The organism is Propionigenium maris DSM 9537 (assembly GCF_027925155.1).
GTDB classification, from domain to species: domain Bacteria; phylum Fusobacteriota; class Fusobacteriia; order Fusobacteriales; family Fusobacteriaceae; genus Propionigenium; species Propionigenium maris.
On the sequence record NZ_BSDY01000026.1, the window covers coordinates 1 to 16,857 of the forward strand.

Annotated in this window: 15 protein-coding genes, 1 tRNA gene, 1 rRNA gene and 1 other annotated feature; all 17 genes read left to right on the top strand. The window is 41.1% G+C overall.

The features are described from left to right. Positions 1–116, top strand: a 5S ribosomal RNA gene (rrf, locus tag QMG11_RS16945). Between the two features lie 191 nt (positions 117–307). Further along, complete coding sequence (rpmG, locus tag QMG11_RS16950; RefSeq protein WP_281837510.1) at positions 308–460, top strand: 50S ribosomal protein L33; 153 nt, start codon at positions 308–310, stop codon at positions 458–460. 32 nt (positions 461–492) lie between these two features. Continuing rightward, positions 493–568 (top strand) — tRNA-Trp (locus QMG11_RS16955). A 27-nt stretch (positions 569–595) separates the two neighbouring features. Next, a complete protein-coding gene (secE, locus tag QMG11_RS16960) occupies positions 596–778 on the top strand; it encodes a preprotein translocase subunit SecE (RefSeq protein WP_281837511.1) in 183 nt (60 codons plus the stop codon). Between the two features lies 1 nt (position 779). Then, positions 780–1,382 (top strand): transcription termination/antitermination protein NusG, encoded by a 603-nt coding sequence (gene nusG / locus QMG11_RS16965; protein WP_281837512.1) that lies wholly within the window; start codon positions 780–782, stop codon positions 1,380–1,382. 62 nt (positions 1,383–1,444) lie between these two features. After that, positions 1,445–1,870, top strand: coding sequence for a 50S ribosomal protein L11 (gene rplK / locus QMG11_RS16970; RefSeq protein ID WP_281837513.1), 426 nt, complete (start codon positions 1,445–1,447; stop codon positions 1,868–1,870). A 90-nt stretch (positions 1,871–1,960) separates the two neighbouring features. Then, on the top strand, positions 1,961–2,668 hold the full coding sequence (gene rplA, locus QMG11_RS16975) for a 50S ribosomal protein L1 (RefSeq protein ID WP_281837514.1): 708 nt from the start codon (positions 1,961–1,963) through the stop codon (positions 2,666–2,668). Positions 2,669–2,690: 22 nt separating this feature from the next. Then, positions 2,691–2,840 (top strand) — a sequence feature (ribosomal protein L10 leader region). Positions 2,841–2,858: 18 nt separating this feature from the next. After that, on the top strand, positions 2,859–3,359 hold the full coding sequence (rplJ, locus tag QMG11_RS16980) for a 50S ribosomal protein L10 (RefSeq protein WP_281837515.1): 501 nt from the start codon (positions 2,859–2,861) through the stop codon (positions 3,357–3,359). 111 nt (positions 3,360–3,470) lie between these two features. Then, a complete protein-coding gene (rplL, locus tag QMG11_RS16985) occupies positions 3,471–3,836 on the top strand; it encodes a 50S ribosomal protein L7/L12 (protein ID WP_281837516.1) in 366 nt (121 codons plus the stop codon). 227 nt (positions 3,837–4,063) lie between these two features. Further along, a complete protein-coding gene (gene rpoB, locus QMG11_RS16990) occupies positions 4,064–7,654 on the top strand; it encodes a DNA-directed RNA polymerase subunit beta (RefSeq protein WP_281837517.1) in 3,591 nt (1,196 codons plus the stop codon). Between the two features lie 82 nt (positions 7,655–7,736). Beyond that, entirely contained in the window at positions 7,737–11,681 is a 3,945-nt protein-coding gene (gene rpoC, locus QMG11_RS16995; protein WP_281837518.1) for a DNA-directed RNA polymerase subunit beta', read from the top strand. 65 nt (positions 11,682–11,746) lie between these two features. Next, complete coding sequence (locus QMG11_RS17000; protein WP_281837519.1) at positions 11,747–12,625, top strand: YicC/YloC family endoribonuclease; 879 nt, start codon at positions 11,747–11,749, stop codon at positions 12,623–12,625. 9 nt (positions 12,626–12,634) lie between these two features. Beyond that, positions 12,635–12,874, top strand: a complete 240-nt coding sequence (locus QMG11_RS17005; protein WP_281837520.1) for a DUF370 domain-containing protein — start codon at positions 12,635–12,637, stop codon at positions 12,872–12,874. Position 12,875: 1 nt separating this feature from the next. Further along, complete coding sequence (gene gmk, locus QMG11_RS17010) at positions 12,876–13,430, top strand: guanylate kinase (protein ID WP_281837521.1); 555 nt, start codon at positions 12,876–12,878, stop codon at positions 13,428–13,430. 62 nt (positions 13,431–13,492) lie between these two features. Then, positions 13,493–13,708 carry a DNA-directed RNA polymerase subunit omega gene (gene rpoZ, locus QMG11_RS17015; RefSeq protein WP_281837522.1) on the top strand — a complete coding sequence of 72 codons (216 nt, stop codon included), beginning with the start codon at positions 13,493–13,495 and terminating at the stop codon, positions 13,706–13,708. Between the two features lie 2 nt (positions 13,709–13,710). Continuing rightward, complete coding sequence (locus QMG11_RS17020) at positions 13,711–14,697, top strand: FAD:protein FMN transferase (RefSeq protein WP_281837523.1); 987 nt, start codon at positions 13,711–13,713, stop codon at positions 14,695–14,697. A gap of 83 nt (positions 14,698–14,780) precedes the next feature. Continuing rightward, positions 14,781–16,766: a sodium-translocating pyrophosphatase gene (locus tag QMG11_RS17025; RefSeq protein ID WP_281837524.1), complete on the top strand. Its 1,986-nt coding sequence runs from the start codon at positions 14,781–14,783 to the stop codon at positions 16,764–16,766. Positions 16,767–16,857: the final 91 nt, after the last annotated feature.

Here is a 16,857-nt window from a genome sequence, read left to right on the forward strand (position 1 = left end):
TTGGTGAGAATAGCTACGGAGGTACACCTGGTCACATATCGAACCCAGAAGTTAAGCCCGTAAACGCTGAAAGTACTTGGGGGGCAGCCCCCTGGGAGGATAGGAACTTGCCAAGTTTTTTTTATTTTATAAATTAAATACAAGCAAGCAACAAAAAGTTCTAAAAAAACAAAAATAATGTTGACATAGTTTGAAAATTATGTTATTATTATATTCGTCTTGGAAAGCAAAAGCGAAGCTCTGAACATACCATACTCATGGGGGTATGGGAGGATTAAGATCCGATAAACGAGTGGAGGTGTAATCAATGAGAGTAAATATCCAATTAGAGTGTACTGAATGTAAGAGAAGAAACTACAGTACTAACAAGAACAAAAGAAACACTACTGACAGAATTGAATTAAAAAAGTACTGTAAGTGGGATAACAAAGTTACTGTTCACAAAGAAACGAAAAAGTAATTAACGGCATCACAAATTAGTTTACAACATGCAGGTCAATGGCTCAATTGGTAGAGCATCGGTCTCCAAAACCGAGGGTTGGGGGTTCGAGTCCCTCTTGACCTGCCATTTTTTTATACTAAGAGGGTGATATCTGTGAAATTTATCGAAGAGATAAAATCTGAATATGCCAAAGTTACTTGGCCAAACAAAGATGAGGTTAAAAATGCAACTATTATAGTGGCGGCCATGAGTGTTGCCATGAGCTTATACTTAGGGCTTTTCGACTTAATTGCTTCTAGACTTATGGATTTGCTTGTATCCGTTTTTGGAGGGTAAGATGATAAAAACTGAAGTTAAAAAATGGTTTATGATACACACTTACTCAGGGTATGAGAAAAAGGTAAAAACCGATCTTGAACAAAAGATTGACACCTTAGGAATGAACGAGATTGTTACTGGCATTCTTGTTCCTGAAGAAGAAAGTGTAGAGATCAGAAGAGGTAAAGAGAAGGTTGTTGCCAGAAAGCTGTTCCCTGGATATGTAATGATCGAAATGGTCGCTACAAAAGAGGAGAGCGAAGACGGTATCAACTTCAGAGTTGATTCTGATGCTTGGTATGTAGTAAGAAACACAAATGGTGTTACTGGATTTGTCGGAGTAGGATCGGATCCGATTCCTATGGAAGATGAAGAGGTAGAAAACATATTTGATGTTATCGGCTACGGTAAAGAAGAAGAAGAAAAAGAAATAAAAGAAATAATAAAGATAAACTTTGAAATTGGTGACTACGTAGAACTACTTGAGGGTGGATTCGAAGGTCAAGGCGGAAAAGTAACTGAGATCGACATGGAGCACCAGAGAGTAAAAGTTATGGTAGAAATGTTCGGTAGAATGACTCCAGTTGAAGCGGAATTTAACGGAGTAAAGAAGGTCGACTAAGCGATCTTCAAGTGGGAGATAAACAATCTAAGACCACATATATTTGGAGGTGCAACTTTAAAATGGCAAAAGAAGTAATCGGATTAATTAAATTACAATTACAAGCGGGAAAGGCTAACCCAGCTCCACCAGTTGGTCCAGCACTAGGACAGCACGGAGTAAACATCATGGAGTTCTGTAAGGCGTTCAACGCAAAGACTCAAGATAAAATGGGATGGGTAATTCCAGTAGAAATTTCTGTATACAACGACAGATCTTTCACATTCATCATGAAGACTCCACCTGCATCAGATCTTCTTAAGAAGGCAGCTGGAATCAAATCAGCAGCAGCTAACTCAAAGACTGACGTAGCTGGAACAATTACTAAGGCACAGCTTCAGGAAATCGCTGAAACTAAGATGCCAGATCTTAACGCTGGATCACTAGAAGCTGCAATGAGAATCATCGCAGGATCTGCTAGATCTATGGGAATCAAGATCGCTGAGTAATAAAAATTTAGGAATAGCTTTATTATAGAGGTTATATTAAGTGGTAGGACTAATAAATCCGCTTAACCACAAAAGGAGGAACGTTTAGTAATGGCTAAAAGAGGTAAAAAGTACTTAGAAATAGCTAAGCTTGTAGAAACAGGTAAGTTATATGAAGTTAAAGAAGCTTTAGAGCTAGTAACAAAGACTAGAACTGCAAAGTTCGTAGAAACTGTAGAGGTTGCTCTTAGACTTGGAGTAGACCCTAGACACGCTGACCAGCAAGTTAGAGGTACAGTAGTACTTCCACACGGAACTGGAAAGACTGTAAAGGTTCTTGCTATCACTCAAGGAGACAACGTTCAGAAAGCACTTGATGCTGGAGCAGACTACGCAGGAGCTGAAGACTACATCGAGAAGATCCAAAAAGGTTGGTTCGACTTTGACGTAGTAATCGCTACACCTGACATGATGCCAAAGCTAGGAAAGCTTGGTAGAATTCTTGGAACTAAGGGATTAATGCCTAATCCTAAGTCAGGAACTGTAACTCCAGACGTTGCAACTGCAGTATCTGAGTTCAAAAAAGGTAAGTTAGCATTCAGAGTGGACAAGCTTGGATCAATCCACGTACCAATCGGAAAGGCTGATTTCCCTGCTGAGAAGATCGCTGAGAACTTCGACGCATTCATGCAAGAAATCCAAAGACTTAAGCCAGCTGCATCTAAAGGTCAGTACCTTAAGACAGTAGCAGTGTCTCTAACTATGGGACCTGGAATTAAGATGGATACGGTTCTTGTAGCTAAGCACCTAGAGGCTTAGTCCTAAATAATGTTGGATAGAAATTTAATATAAATCCAAACCAAAGACCGTAGGTGGTGAAAACCTTAAAAACCCTACCGAGGTTGGAGTTAAGGTATTCGCTAACCTCAAATGTGTACTTCAACCTCCGGTCCTTAGTTAAATTTGGTTCCGGAGGTTATTTTTAAGAAAAAGAGGAGGTGAATAGAACATGGCAACTCAAGCTAAAAAAGAAGCAGTAGCTCAACTTGCAGAGATGATCAAAGGATCTGAATCTGTAGTATTCGTTGATTACCAAGGAATCAAGGCTACTGAAGAAACTGCACTTAGAAAAGAAATGAGAGAAGCTGGAGCAGACTATATCGTTGCTAAGAACAGACTATTCAAGCTAGCACTTAAAGAAGCTGGTGTAGAGGATTCGTTCGACGACGTATTAGAAGGAACTACAGCATTCGCATTTGGAAAAGAGGACGTAGTAGCACCTGCAAAGGTAATATACGACCTTGCTAAGACAAAGGGTGAAGTTTTCAACATCAAGGCTGGATTACTTTCTGGTAAGAGAGTAGACGCTACTGAGGTTGAGGCACTTGCAAAGCTTCCATCAAGAGAGCAACTGCTATCTATGGTATTAAATGGAATGCTTGGACCTATCAGAAAGCTTGCTTACGCAACTGTAGCAATCGCTGATAAAAAAGAAGAGGCTGGAGAGTAATTCTCTGACCCCTTAAAGAAGCCAATTAATCAGGCTTGTAAATTGTGATTAAAAAATAAAATAATCTCATTATAAATAAATTATAAATGAAAATTCGAGGAGGAATAAATAATGGCATTCGATAGAGCAGCATTCATCACTGAATTAGAAGCGATGACTGTATTAGAGTTAAAAGAGTTAGTAGAAGCATTAGAGGATCACTTTGGAGTAACTGCAGCTGCACCAGTAGCAGTAGCAGGAGCAGGTGCTGGAGAAGCAGCAGCTGAGAAGACTGAGTTCGACGTAGTTCTTACATCTGCAGGAGCTAAGAAGATCGCAGTAATCAAAGAAGTTAGAGGAATCACTGGACTAGGTCTTAAGGAAGCTAAGGAACTTGTAGAAGCTGGTGGAAACATCAAAGAGGCAGTTTCTAAAGAGGAAGCTGAAGAGATCAAAGCTAAGCTTGAAGAAGCTGGAGCATCTGTAGAAGTTAAGTAATTAACTCTCTATTAATTACATAAGATTCTACTAAAATTTAAAAAAAATAGGCACTCTTAAGGGAGTGCCTTTTTACTCATTTTTTTAAATTCGGAATCGTTCTAGAAGGAAAACGATGAAAATAATGAAGAAGAGAGTTGATATCTAGTTCTTTTTAATGATTGGAGTAAGATCCTTGGAAATAATTAGATATCAACCATTAAGAACTAAACAAGGGGTGTGAAGTAATGGGGAAACTTATTAAAAGATTGAGTTTCGGAAGGATCGAAGAGAGAGGAACAATGCCTCACTTCTTAGAGTTCCAACTGAACTCCTACGAAGATTTCCTACAAGCTAAGAAATCTCCTTATTCTAGAGAGGATAAGGGGCTGGAGGCAGCTTTTAGAGAAATTTTCCCTATCGAGTCTTCAAATGGAGACATTAAACTTGAATACCTAGCGTATGAGTTACATGAAGCGGAAGCTCCGCTGAATGACCAGCTTGAGTGTAAAAAGAGAGGAAAGACATTCTCATCTTCGTTAAAGGTAAGATTAAGACTTACAAACAAGAAGAGCGGAAACGAAATTCAAGAGTCACTAGTTTACTTCGGTGAACTTCCAATGATGACGGAATCAGGAACATTTATAATCAACGGTGCTGAAAGAGTAGTTGTATCTCAGCTGCACAGATCACCAGGTGTATCTTTCAACAAAGAAGTTAATATCCAGACTGGAAAGGACCTTTTCTCTGGAAAGATTATTCCTTACAAGGGAACATGGCTTGAGTTTGAAAGTGACAAGAATGACCTACTAAGTGTAAAGATAGACAGAAAGAAGAAGGTTCTTGCAACTGTATTCTTAAAGGCTATCGACTTTTTTGAGTCTAACAGGGAGATCATTGAAGAATTCCTAGATGTGAAGGAAGCAGATCTAACTAAGTACTACGATAAGTACGACAATAGAGAAGATCTAGTAAGCGTTATGAGAACGAAGCTAGAGGGAAGTTTTGTTAAAGAGGACATCTTTGACGAGGACACAGGAGAGATCCTTGCTGAAGCAGAGGCTGTAATCGACGAGCAACTTATCGAGAACATTATCGATATGAAGCTTGAAAGCATAACTTACTGGGAAGTAAAACCAGAGGACAAGCTTCTGGCAAACACTATCCTAAACGACACTACTGAAAACAAGGACGAAGCAGTAACAGAGGTATTTAAAAAGCTTAGACCAGGTGACCTGGTAACAGTTGACTCAGCTAGATCACTAGTTAGACAAATGTTCTTTAACCCTCAGAGATACGACCTTGCTCCAGTAGGTAGATACAAGATGAACAAGAGACTGAAACTTGAGCTTCCAGAGGACGAGTCAGTTCTTACTAAGGAAGACCTTGTAGCAACTATGTCATATGTACTAGGGCTACACAACGGTGACGGTCATACAGATGATATTGACAACCTGTCAAACAGAAGAGTTAGAGGAGTAGGAGAACTACTTCTAATGCAAATCAGATCTGGACTAGCTAAGATGGGTAAGATGGTAAAGGAAAAGATGACTGTACAGGATGCTGTAACGCTAACATCTCAGTCTGTACTTAACACTAGACCACTTAATGCACTTATCCTAGACTTCTTTGGATCGGGACAGCTTTCTCAGTTCATGGACCAATCCAACCCACTGGCAGAGCTTACTCACAAGAGAAGAATATCTGCACTGGGACCAGGTGGACTTTCAAGAGAGAGAGCAGGATTCGAGGTTAGAGACGTACACGATTCACACTATGGTAGAATCTGTCCTATCGAGACTCCAGAGGGACCAAACATCGGTCTTATCGGTTCCCTTGCAATCTATGCAAAGGTTAACAAGTATGGATTCATCGAGACTCCATATGTAAAAGTAATAGATGGTGTGGCAGATCTTAATGATGTGCACTACCTTGCAGCTGACGAAGAGGAAGGACTATTCATAGCCCAGGCCGATACGGAAGTAGCAGAAAACGGAGATCTAGTTGGAGAAGTTGTATGTAGATATGGTCACGAGATTGTACACATACCAGGGGAAAAGGTTGATTACCTAGACGTATCACCTAAGCAGGTAGTATCTGTATCAGCAGGTCTAATACCATTCCTTGAGCACGATGACGCCAACAGAGCACTGATGGGATCAAACATGCAGAGACAGGCAGTACCTCTTCTTAGAGCAGAAGCACCGTATATCGGAACTGGACTAGAGAGAAAGGTTGCTGTAGATACTGGAGCTGTACCTGTATCAGCGGTAGAGGGTAAGGTAACAGCAGTAGATGCTAGAGCCATCAAGATTGAAGATACAGAAGGAAAGGAGCACAACTTAAAGCTTCTTAACTTTGAGAGATCAAACCAGGCTATGTGTCTACACCAAAAGCCACTAGTTGACCTTGGAGAGCCAGTTAAGCCAGGAACTATCCTAGCTGACGGACCTGCAACAAAGGGCGGAGACCTAGCACTTGGAAGAAACGTTCTAATGGCATTCATGCCTTGGGAAGGATATAACTTCGAGGATGCGATTCTAATCTCAGACAGACTAAGAAAAGATGATGTATTTACATCTATCCATATAGAAGAGTATGAAACTGAAGCAAGATCTACAAAGCTTGGAGACGAAGAGATCACAAGAGAGATCCCTAACGTATCTGAGGATGCACTTAGAAACCTTGATGAGAGAGGTATCATAAGAATAGGTGCAGAAGTAGGTCCTGGAGACATCCTAGTAGGTAAGACAACTCCTAAGGGAGAGACTGAACCACCTGCAGAGGAAAAACTACTTAGAGCTATCTTTGGTGAGAAGGCAAGAGACGTAAGAGATACATCTCTTAAGATGCCACACGGAGCTAAGGGTACTGTAGTAGAGGTACTTGAACTTTCTAGAGAAAACGGTGACGAGCTTAAGGCTGGAGTAAACAGATCTATAAGAATCTTCATCGCAGAGAAGAGAAAGATCACAGTTGGAGATAAGATGTCAGGAAGACACGGAAACAAGGGTGTTGTTTCTAGAGTACTTCCAGCAGAGGACATGCCATTCCTAGAGGATGGAACTCACCTGGACGTAGTAATCAACCCACTAGGGGTACCATCGCGTATGAACATCGGACAGGTACTAGAGGTTCACTTATCACTAGCTCTAGGAAACTTACAGCTTCCAGCAGAGCTTAGAGACCAGATCTCTTCAATGAGCCAAGAGGAAATGAAGAAGAACCTGAAGAACACAGGATTCTCAAATGTAATAGATAGCGGAACTCACATTGCTACTCCAGTATTCAACGGAGGTAAGGAAGAGGACGTTAAGGATTACCTAGAGCTTGCTGGATTCAGCAGAACAGGTAAGGTAACTCTATTTGATGGTAGAACAGGGGACAAGTTCGACAACCCTGTAACAGTTGGACGTATGTATATGCTTAAACTGCACCACCTTGTAGAGGATAAGATGCACGCAAGAGCTATCGGACCATACTCACTAGTAACTCAGCAGCCACTGGGAGGAAAAGCTCAGTTCGGTGGACAGAGACTAGGAGAGATGGAAGTATGGGCTCTAGAAGCATACGGAGCATCAAACATACTTCAGGAGATGTTAACTGTAAAGTCAGATGACGTTAATGGAAGAACTAAGACTTATGAGGCGATTGTAAAAGGTGAGGAAATGCCTGAGCCGGATCTGCCTGAGTCGTTTAAAGTACTATTAAAAGAGTTCCAGGCACTGGCACTTGATGTAGAACTATTTGATACAGAAGAAAAACTTATAAATGTCAATGAAGAGCTAAATAAAGAAGAGACAATAACAGAGTTTTCTTTAGCAGATCTTAAAAATTAGTGTTGTGGGCGTAATAGGTACGCCCACGACTCTTTGCGTATAATAGAGGCTTTGACGCAAATAAGGAGGCTTTGCACTTAATATGGGAATTAAAAATTTTGAAAAAATCAGAATTAGATTAGCTTCACCAGATAAGATAGAGGAATGGTCATTTGGAGAAGTAACAAAACCAGAAACTATAAACTACAGAACACTTAACCCTGAGATGGACGGATTATTCTGCGAGAGAATCTTCGGACCAACTAAGGACTGGGAGTGTGCTTGTGGTAAATACAAGAGAATGAGATACAAGGGTCTTGTATGTGAGAAATGTGGAGTAGAGGTAACTAGAGCAAAAGTTAGAAGAGAGAGAATGGGACACATCGGTCTTGCAGCACCAGTGTCACACATCTGGTACTCAAAGGGTACGCCAAACAAGATGTCGCTTATTCTTGGAATCTCTCCAAAGGAACTTGAGTCGGTACTTTACTTTGCTAGATACATAGTAACTGAAGCAGGAGAAACTAACCTTAAGGAAGGAAAGATCCTGACTGAGAGAGAATACAAGCTTTACAGACAGCAGCACGGAAGAGCTTTCCAAGCTCAGATGGGTGCAGAGGCTATCTTAAAGCTATTATCTAAGATAAACCTTGAAGAGCTTCAGGTGGAGCTTGAAAAGGAACTAGAGGATGTAACATCTTCGCAAAAGAGAAAGAAGCTTGTAAAGAGACTTAAGATAGTAAGAGACTTCATCGCTTCTGGAAATAAGCCTGAGTGGATGATACTAGGGAATGTTCCTGTAATTCCTGCAGACTTAAGACCAATGGTTCAGCTTGATGGAGGAAGATTCGCAACTTCAGACCTGAACGACCTATACAGAAGAGTTATCAACAGAAACAACAGACTTAAGAAGCTTCTTGAGATCAAGGCACCTGAGATCGTAGTTAAGAACGAGAAGAGAATGCTACAGGAAGCTGTGGACGCTCTTATCGACAACGGTAGAAGAGGTAAGCCAGTAGTAGCTCAGAACAACAGAGAGCTTAAGTCACTATCTGACATGCTTAAAGGTAAGCAGGGAAGATTCAGACAGAACCTACTAGGAAAAAGAGTAGACTACTCTGCAAGATCGGTAATCGTTGTAGGACCATCTCTAAAGATGAACCAGTGTGGAATCCCTAAGAAGATGGCACTTGAGCTTTATAAGCCATTCATCATGAGAGAATTAGTACAAAGAGAGCTTGCATCTAACATAAAGACAGCTAAGAAGCTTGTAGAGGAAGCAGACGATAAAGTATGGGATGTAATCGAGGATGTAATCCAGGATCACCCGGTACTACTAAACAGAGCCCCAACTCTACACAGACTATCAATCCAGGCATTCCAGCCTGTACTAATAGAGGGTAAAGCTATAAGACTTCACCCACTAGTTTGTTCTGCCTTCAACGCCGACTTCGACGGAGACCAGATGGCAGTTCACCTAATGCTTTCACCAGAGGCTATCATGGAAGCTAAGCTTCTAATGCTAGCACCAAACAACATTATCCACCCTGCAAATGGTGAGCCAATCGCTGTACCATCACAGGATATGGTAATGGGATGTTACTACATGACAGAGGAAAAGCCAGGAGCTCCAGGAGAGGGATTGACTTTCTCTAACAAGGAACAGGCTCTTACAGCTTATGACTGTGGTCAGGTAGAGACACATGCAATTATAAAGGTAAGAATCAACGGAGAGATCCTAGAAACTACTCCAGGAAGAATTCTTTTCAATGAGATGCTTCCTGAAGAAAACAGAATGTACAATGTAACATTCGGTAAGGGACCTCTTAAGAAGCTTATCGCAAAACTTTATGAGATGCACGGGTTCGCCCTTACATCTGAGCTAATAAACGATATTAAAAACTTCGGTTACCACTATGCAACATTTGCAGGGGTAACAGTAGGTATCGAAGATCTGGAAGTACCAGCAGCTAAGAAGGAGATCCTAGCTAAAGCCGATGAGGATGTAGCACAGATCGAGCAGGACTACAGAGACGGTAAGATCATCAACGAGGAAAGATATCAGAAGACTGTAGCAGTATGGTCAACAGCAACAAACGATGTAACTGAGGCGATGATGGGTAACCTAGATCCATTTAACCCGGTATATATGATGGCGAACTCAGGAGCAAGAGGTTCCATCGCACAGATGAGACAGCTGGGAGCAATGAGAGGACTGATGGCAGATACAACTGGTAGAATCATCGAGGTACCTATCAAAGCGAACTTCAGAGAGGGACTAACAGTACTAGAGTTCTTCATGTCATCACACGGAGCAAGAAAAGGACTAGCAGATACGGCACTGAGAACAGCCGATTCAGGATACCTAACAAGAAGACTGGTAGATATCTCTCACGAGGTTATCGTAAACTCGGACGACTGTGGTACTCACGAGGGTATCGAAGTTGCTGAGCTAGTATCTGAAGGATCTGTAATCGAGAAGTTAGAGGAAAGAATCAATGGAAGAGTTCTTCTTGAAGATCTTGTACATGAGGGAGAGGTAATTGCTCCTAGAAACACTCTAATAGGTAAAGAATTAGTAGATAAGATCAATGAATTAGAGATAAAGAAAGTGGCGATCAGATCACCACTTACTTGTAAGCTTGAGAAGGGTGTATGTAGAAAGTGTTACGGAAAGGACCTGTCTAACCACAAGGATATCCTTATTGGAGAGGCAGTAGGAGTAATCGCAGCACAGTCTATCGGAGAGCCTGGTACACAGCTTACAATGAGAACATTCCACACGGGAGGAGTTGCGTCAACATCCACAGCAGCTAACTCGATCAAGGCTGAAAACAGCGGAATGATCTCGTTTAGAGATGTAAAGATACTTGAAAATGAAGAAACTGGAGAGAAGATTGTAGTATCTCAGTCAGCTAAGCTGATCATCGGAAACTACGACTATGAGATCGCTTCAGGATCTATACTACAGGTAGAGGAAGGTCAGATTGTAGAAGCAGGAGACATTCTTGTAACATTCGATCCATACCACATCCCTATTATTGCAGACCTTGACGGAAGAGTAGAGTACAGAGAGCTATATGTTAAGGAACTTCACGATGAGAAGTATGATGTTGATGAATACCTTGCAATTAAGCCGGTAGAATCAGGAGACATCAACCCAAGAATCGTTCTATTCAACGAGGCAGGGGAAAACATTGGAACTTACAACATCCCATTCGGAGCTTACCTAATGGTTAAGGAAGGGGAAGAAGTTAAGAAGGGACAGACTATTGCTAAGATAATCCCAGAGGGATCTGGTACTAAGGATATCACTGGAGGTCTTCCAAGAGTCCAGGAGCTATTCGAGGCTAGAAACCCTAAAGGAAAGGCTATGCTTTCTGAGATCGACGGTAAGGTAGAGGTAACTAGTAAGAAGAAGAAGGGTATGAGAGTAATCTACATCAGATCTACTACAGACTCGGAAGATTACAAAGAGTACCTAGTACCAGTTGGAGAGCACCTAGTTGTAACTGACGGAATGCTTGTAAAGGCAGGAGACAAGATGACAGAGGGAGCTATCTCACCACACGACGTTCTTGCAATCAAGGGACTAGTAGCAGCAGAGCAGTTCATCCTAGAATCTGTACAGCAAGTATATAGAGAGCAGGGAGTAACTGTAAACGATAAGCACATTGAGATTATCGTTAAGCAGATGTTTAAGAAGGTAAGAATCACTGATTCTGGATCTTCATTACTTCTTGAGGATGAAGTTGTAGAAAAGATCACAGTAGATATAGAGAATGAGCAGTTAAGAAAAGAAGGTAAGGCTGAGATTAAGTATGTACCGGTAATTCAAGGTATTACTAAGGCCGCAGTTAACACTGGAAGCTTCATTTCAGCAGCATCATTCCAGGAAACTACCAAGGTTCTTTCAAATGCAGCTATCGAAGGTAAGGTAGACTACCTTGAGGGTCTGAAGGAAAACGTAATTATAGGTAAGAAGATACCGGCAGGTACTGGTTTCTCTGCTTATAAGAACCTTGTTCCAGTAAAGAAAGAAGATTAATAAAATAGGCGGCTTTTGTCGCCTATTTTCATATATTAACTTGAAAGGGGTCGGGTGAACATAAGATGAGAAGCATGACGGGTTATTCCAAGCACATCTTTGAAGATGAGAGCTACAGGATCAAGATAGAGATAAAGAGTGTTAATAACAAGAATCTTAACCTCAAGGTGAAACTTCCATATATCCTTAATTTCCTAGAAAACAGAATTAAGGCTGAGTTTTCCAAGAGGGTTTCCAGGGGTTCAGTGGACCTGAGGATAGATTTTGAAGATAAGGTAGAGCAGGAAAACTTATTTGAATACAATAAAAATATTGCAGTTTCATATATGAAGGTATTAAACAGTCTTGAAAAGGACCTGGGCGAGAAATTCAGCAACAAGATGGATATCCTTCTGAAACAGCCAAATGTAGTTAAGAAGAATGAGACTGAGGTAGATGAGGCTGCCTACTCTGAGGTTCTCCTTAAAAATCTTCACACTTGTTTAGATTCCTTCATCGAGATGAAGGAGGAGGAGGGAGCAAGGCTGAGAACTTACTTCCTTGAAAGGCTAGAGATAATAGGAAAGAATGTAGAGGAGATAGACAGAAACAGGGGAAGGGTTGTAGAGGAGTACAAAGCAAACCTTCTTGATAAGCTATCCAAGTTAAATGAAAAGATAGATTACAGTGAAGCTGATATTCTAAGGGAGATACTGTTATTTACAGATAAATCGGATATATCTGAAGAGGTATCGAGACTAAAGAGTCACTTAGAGCAGTTTGACCTTGAAATAGAAAAAAATGAAGACAGCTGTGGAAAGAAACTTGATTTCATACTTCAGGAGATATTCAGAGAGCTGAACACCAGCGGTGTAAAGTGTAACCTTTATGATATATCCAAGCTTGTAGTAGAGTGCAAGAATGAGGTAGAAAAGATAAGGGAGCAGCTATTAAACATAGAATAGGAGAGCTATATGAAGCCGATAAATATTGGGTTTGGAAATATGGTTGTAGATGCTAGAATAGTGGGGATAATTGCTCCCGATTCAGCTCCAAGCAGAAGGCTGAAGGAGGAAGCAAGGGCACAGAATAAGCTTATCGATGCTACCTTTGGTAGGAAGACGAGAGCTCTAATTATAACAGATTCTGATCATGTTATCATGTCAGCAATCAACCCTGAAACTATAGCATCCAGAATAGAAAAAGGAGAGTAGAATGGCAAAGGGAAATCTATTTGTTGTTTCAGGTCCAAGTGGAGCAGGGAAATCAACAGTTTGTAAAAAAGTTAGAAGGATGCTGGGAATTAATCTGGCTACTTCCGCTACAACAAGAGCACCAAGAGAGGGAGAGGTAAACGGAAGAGAGTATCACTTCCTTTCAATGGCAGAGTTTGAAGCTAAGATAGAAAACAAGGAGTTTATCGAGTACGCAAATGTACACGGAAACTACTACGGAACTCTCAAGAGTGAGGTAGAGGACAGACTTTCCAAGGGAGAAAATATAATCCTTGAGATAGATGTACAGGGGGGAGTTCAGGTAAGAGATGTCTATCCTGAAGTAAACCTGATCTTCTTTAAGACTCCAACTAAGGCTGAACTTGAAAAGAGGCTTAGAGGAAGAGGAACTGAAAGTGAGGAGACTGTACAGCTGAGACTGGCTAACTCTCTAAAGGAATATGACTTTGAGGATCAGTATGATGATGTAGTTATCAACCGTACTGTAGAGCAGGCCTGTGAAGATCTTATAAAGATCATCGAAAGCCACAACTAGAATTCAAGAAAAACAATAAATATGTTAAAATAGATGTATTTTATGAAACAGGAGGAACTGATATGAAAAAAGATGTATCATTTGATGAAGCACTATCAAAAATACCTAATAAATATGTACTTACAACTGTAGCTGGTAAGAGAGCAAGAGACCTTGGAAATGGTGAGGAGCTGCTAGTTAAGAGCTACAAGAAGGACACTATTGTAAAGAAAGCACTTAGAGAAATTTATTACGACAAGATTACTTACACGGATATGTCGGAAGCCGAGGCTGAGTAATTATGAGGAAAGGATTATTAATTATATTAATAATCCTTTCTCTTTTTGGGTGTGGAAGCAGGGAACCCCAAAGAGTTGAAAGGGAAAAGTTTTTATTTGGAACCTATATTAAGATTATAGTGTATGATGAGGACACAAAGCTTGCTGAAAAAGCTATAGAGGCAGCCTTTAGGGAGATAGCCAGAATAGATGCCAAGATGAACAACCACTCTGAAGGAAGCCTTATAGATAAAATAAACAAAAGCACTGAGAAGAGAGTAGAGATAGATGAGGAGGGGGAGAGGATCCTAGGGGAAGTGAAGAGAGTGTATAAACTTTCCAAGGGAGGCTTTGATATAACTCTTCGTCCGCTTCTGGAAACCTGGGGATTTACTGTGGATGGTGGGGAGAGGGTTCCCACTCCTGAGGAGATAGAGGAAGCTCTCAGTAAGGTAGATTACTCCAAGGTGAAGATAGAGGGAGGTTACCTTACCTTTGATGCCCCTGTGGAAAAGATAGATACGGGAGCTTTTCTAAAGGGGTATGCCATAGCCCAGGCCAAGCTCCTAATGGAGGATATGGGGATAAAAAGCGCCTTTATAACATCTATATCCAGTATTGAAACCATAGGGACTAAACCTGGAGGAGTCAAGTGGAGGATAGGAATACAAAATCCAAGCAACCCAAGGGAGATTCTGAAGGTTGCCAATCTAGATGACAAAGCTATGGGTGTATCTGGAGACTATCAGACCTTTGTGGAGATAGACGGGAAGAAGTATCACCATATACTGAGCACTAAAGATGGTTATCCTATAAGGGATAAGAAGATGGTAGTGGTAATCTGCGAGGATGGATATACTGCAGACCTCTACTCTACAGCCTTCTTCTCTATGAAAATAGAGGATATAATGAACTATGTTGAAACACAAAATGACCTAGAAGTTCTTATTGTGGACGAAAATTCTAAAATAGTTATTTCTAGCGGATTTAGTGCATTTTTAGACAAATAATTAAAAAATTCCCTTGAAATAACTCCTTTAATGTAATATACTCCTATTGGGCTAAAGTATAAAACATTGATAAGGGGGACAAAATGGAACAATTTATTTATCTAGGAGCTATTTCGGGTCTAATAGCCTTAGCAGCATCGTTTTTCTACTCTAAGAAGGTAGATAGTTATGATATCAATATCGATAGGGTCGCTGAGATCACAGAGGCAATCAGAGAGGGTGCAATGGCCTTTCTTATGGCAGAGTACAAGATCTTAGTTTGGTTTGTAGCAGGAGTAGCAGCACTACTAGGAATCTTCCTGACACCGGGAGTTGCAGTGACATTTGTGCTGGGAGCGGTAACATCAGCTGTGGCTGGAAATGTAGGTATGAGAATAGCAACTAAAGCAAATGGAAGAACTTCAATTGCAGCTAAGGAAGGGGGGCTTTCCAAGGCACTAGATGTTGCATTTGCAGGTGGAGCAGTAATGGGACTTGCAGTAGTAGGGCTGGGTCTTATTGGTTTATCTGTATTAACAATGGTATTTAACTGGAATATGGAAGTAATTACTGGATTTGGTATGGGAGCTTCATCGATCGCACTATTCGCAAGAGTAGGGGGAGGAATCTACACTAAAGCAGCAGACGTAGGAGCTGACCTAGTAGGTAAGGTAGAAGCAGGAATTCCTGAGGATGATCCGAGAAACCCAGCAACTATCGCAGATAACGTTGGAGACAATGTTGGAGACGTAGCAGGAATGGGAGCTGACTTATTTGAGTCGTATGTAGGGTCTATGATCGCAACAATGTCTCTAGGGGCAGTAGCAGCTTCTAATGTAGCAGGACACATGATTGCGCCAATCCTTATAGCTGCAGTAGGAATTATTGCGTCTATCATCGCAACATTTACAGTAAAGACTGAAAACCCAGATGAGGTTTATCATAAATTAGAAAACGGTACTAGAATAGCAGGAGTGTTATCACTAGCAGGATCATTTGGAATTGTTAAGTTCCTAGGTCTAGAGATGGGAGTGTTCTATGCAATCGTAGCAGGACTGGTAGCAGGACTTGTTATAGCTCACTTTACAGGAGTATATACTGATACTGGAAGAAAGGCTGTAAACAGAATCTCAGACGCAGCATCAACTGGTGGAGCTACAGCTATCATCGAGGGTCTAGCTGTAGGAATGGAATCAACTGTAGCACCTATTCTAGTAATAGCAGTAGCTATCATGGTTGCATTTAACTTTGCAGGAGTATATGGAATTGCAATTGCAGCGGTAGGAATGCTTGCTACAGCTGGAATGGTAGTAGCAGTAGATGCTTATGGTCCAGTAGCAGATAATGCAGGTGGAATTGCTGAGATGTGTGAGCTTCCTTCAGAGGTAAGAGAGTGTACTGACCAGCTAGATGCAGTTGGAAACTCAACAGCAGCAGTAGGTAAAGGTTTTGCTATCGGATCTGCAGCACTGACAGCTTTATCGTTATTCGTAGCATATAAGGAAGCAGTTCAGGCAAGAACTGGAGAGCTTCTGATTATAGACGTAACTAACCCTGAGGTAATAGCAGGACTATTCATCGGAGGAATGCTTACATTCCTATTTGCGGCACTTACTATGACAGCAGTAGGTAAGGCAGCTATGGAGATGGTTGAAGAGGTTAGAAGACAGTTCAGAGAGATTCCTGGAATCATGGAGGGAACTGCTAAGCCTGACCACAGAAGATGTATCGAGATCTCTACTCAGTCATCGTTAAAGGAAATGGTAGTACCTGGAGTACTTGCAGTATTAGCACCAGTTCTTGTGGGAATGTGGTCTGTACAGGCTCTAGGAGGTCTTCTTGCAGGAGCGCTAGTATCTGGAATCCTTATGGCTATTATGATGGCCAATGCTGGTGGAGCTTGGGATAACGCTAAGAAACAGATTGAGAGCGGATACAAGGGAGACGGTAAGGGGTCTGACAGACATAAGGCAGCAGTTGTTGGAGATACTGTAGGAGATCCATTTAAGGATACTTCAGGACCATCTCTGAACATCCTTATCAAACTTATGTCAATTGTATCACTTGTACTAGTACCACTATTCGTATAAAGGTAATGATATAACTTATATTACAAAGGAGCGCTGAAAATCTTTCAGCGCTCCTTTATATTTATCTCCCTTTATATTATTTTAAAATAAT

Bases quoted from the DNA above. Each gene is read 5' to 3' on its own strand.
- rpmG (WP_281837510.1), top strand. From the start codon at position 308: ATGAGAGTAAATATCCAATTAGAGTGTACTGAATGTAAGAGAAGAAAC.
- nusG (WP_281837512.1), top strand. From the start codon at position 780: ATGATAAAAACTGAAGTTAAAAAATGGTTTATGATACACACTTACTCA.
- rplK (WP_281837513.1), top strand. From the start codon at position 1,445: ATGGCAAAAGAAGTAATCGGATTAATTAAATTACAATTACAAGCGGGA.
- rplA (WP_281837514.1), top strand. From the start codon at position 1,961: ATGGCTAAAAGAGGTAAAAAGTACTTAGAAATAGCTAAGCTTGTAGAA.
- rplJ (WP_281837515.1), top strand. From the start codon at position 2,859: ATGGCAACTCAAGCTAAAAAAGAAGCAGTAGCTCAACTTGCAGAGATG.
- rplL (WP_281837516.1), top strand. From the start codon at position 3,471: ATGGCATTCGATAGAGCAGCATTCATCACTGAATTAGAAGCGATGACT.
- rpoB (WP_281837517.1), top strand. From the start codon at position 4,064: ATGGGGAAACTTATTAAAAGATTGAGTTTCGGAAGGATCGAAGAGAGA.
- rpoC (WP_281837518.1), top strand. From the start codon at position 7,737: ATGGGAATTAAAAATTTTGAAAAAATCAGAATTAGATTAGCTTCACCA.
- QMG11_RS17000 (WP_281837519.1), top strand. From the start codon at position 11,747: ATGAGAAGCATGACGGGTTATTCCAAGCACATCTTTGAAGATGAGAGC.
- QMG11_RS17005 (WP_281837520.1), top strand. From the start codon at position 12,635: ATGAAGCCGATAAATATTGGGTTTGGAAATATGGTTGTAGATGCTAGA.
- gmk (WP_281837521.1), top strand. From the start codon at position 12,876: ATGGCAAAGGGAAATCTATTTGTTGTTTCAGGTCCAAGTGGAGCAGGG.
- rpoZ (WP_281837522.1), top strand. From the start codon at position 13,493: ATGAAAAAAGATGTATCATTTGATGAAGCACTATCAAAAATACCTAAT.
- QMG11_RS17020 (WP_281837523.1), top strand. From the start codon at position 13,711: ATGAGGAAAGGATTATTAATTATATTAATAATCCTTTCTCTTTTTGGG.
- QMG11_RS17025 (WP_281837524.1), top strand. From the start codon at position 14,781: ATGGAACAATTTATTTATCTAGGAGCTATTTCGGGTCTAATAGCCTTA.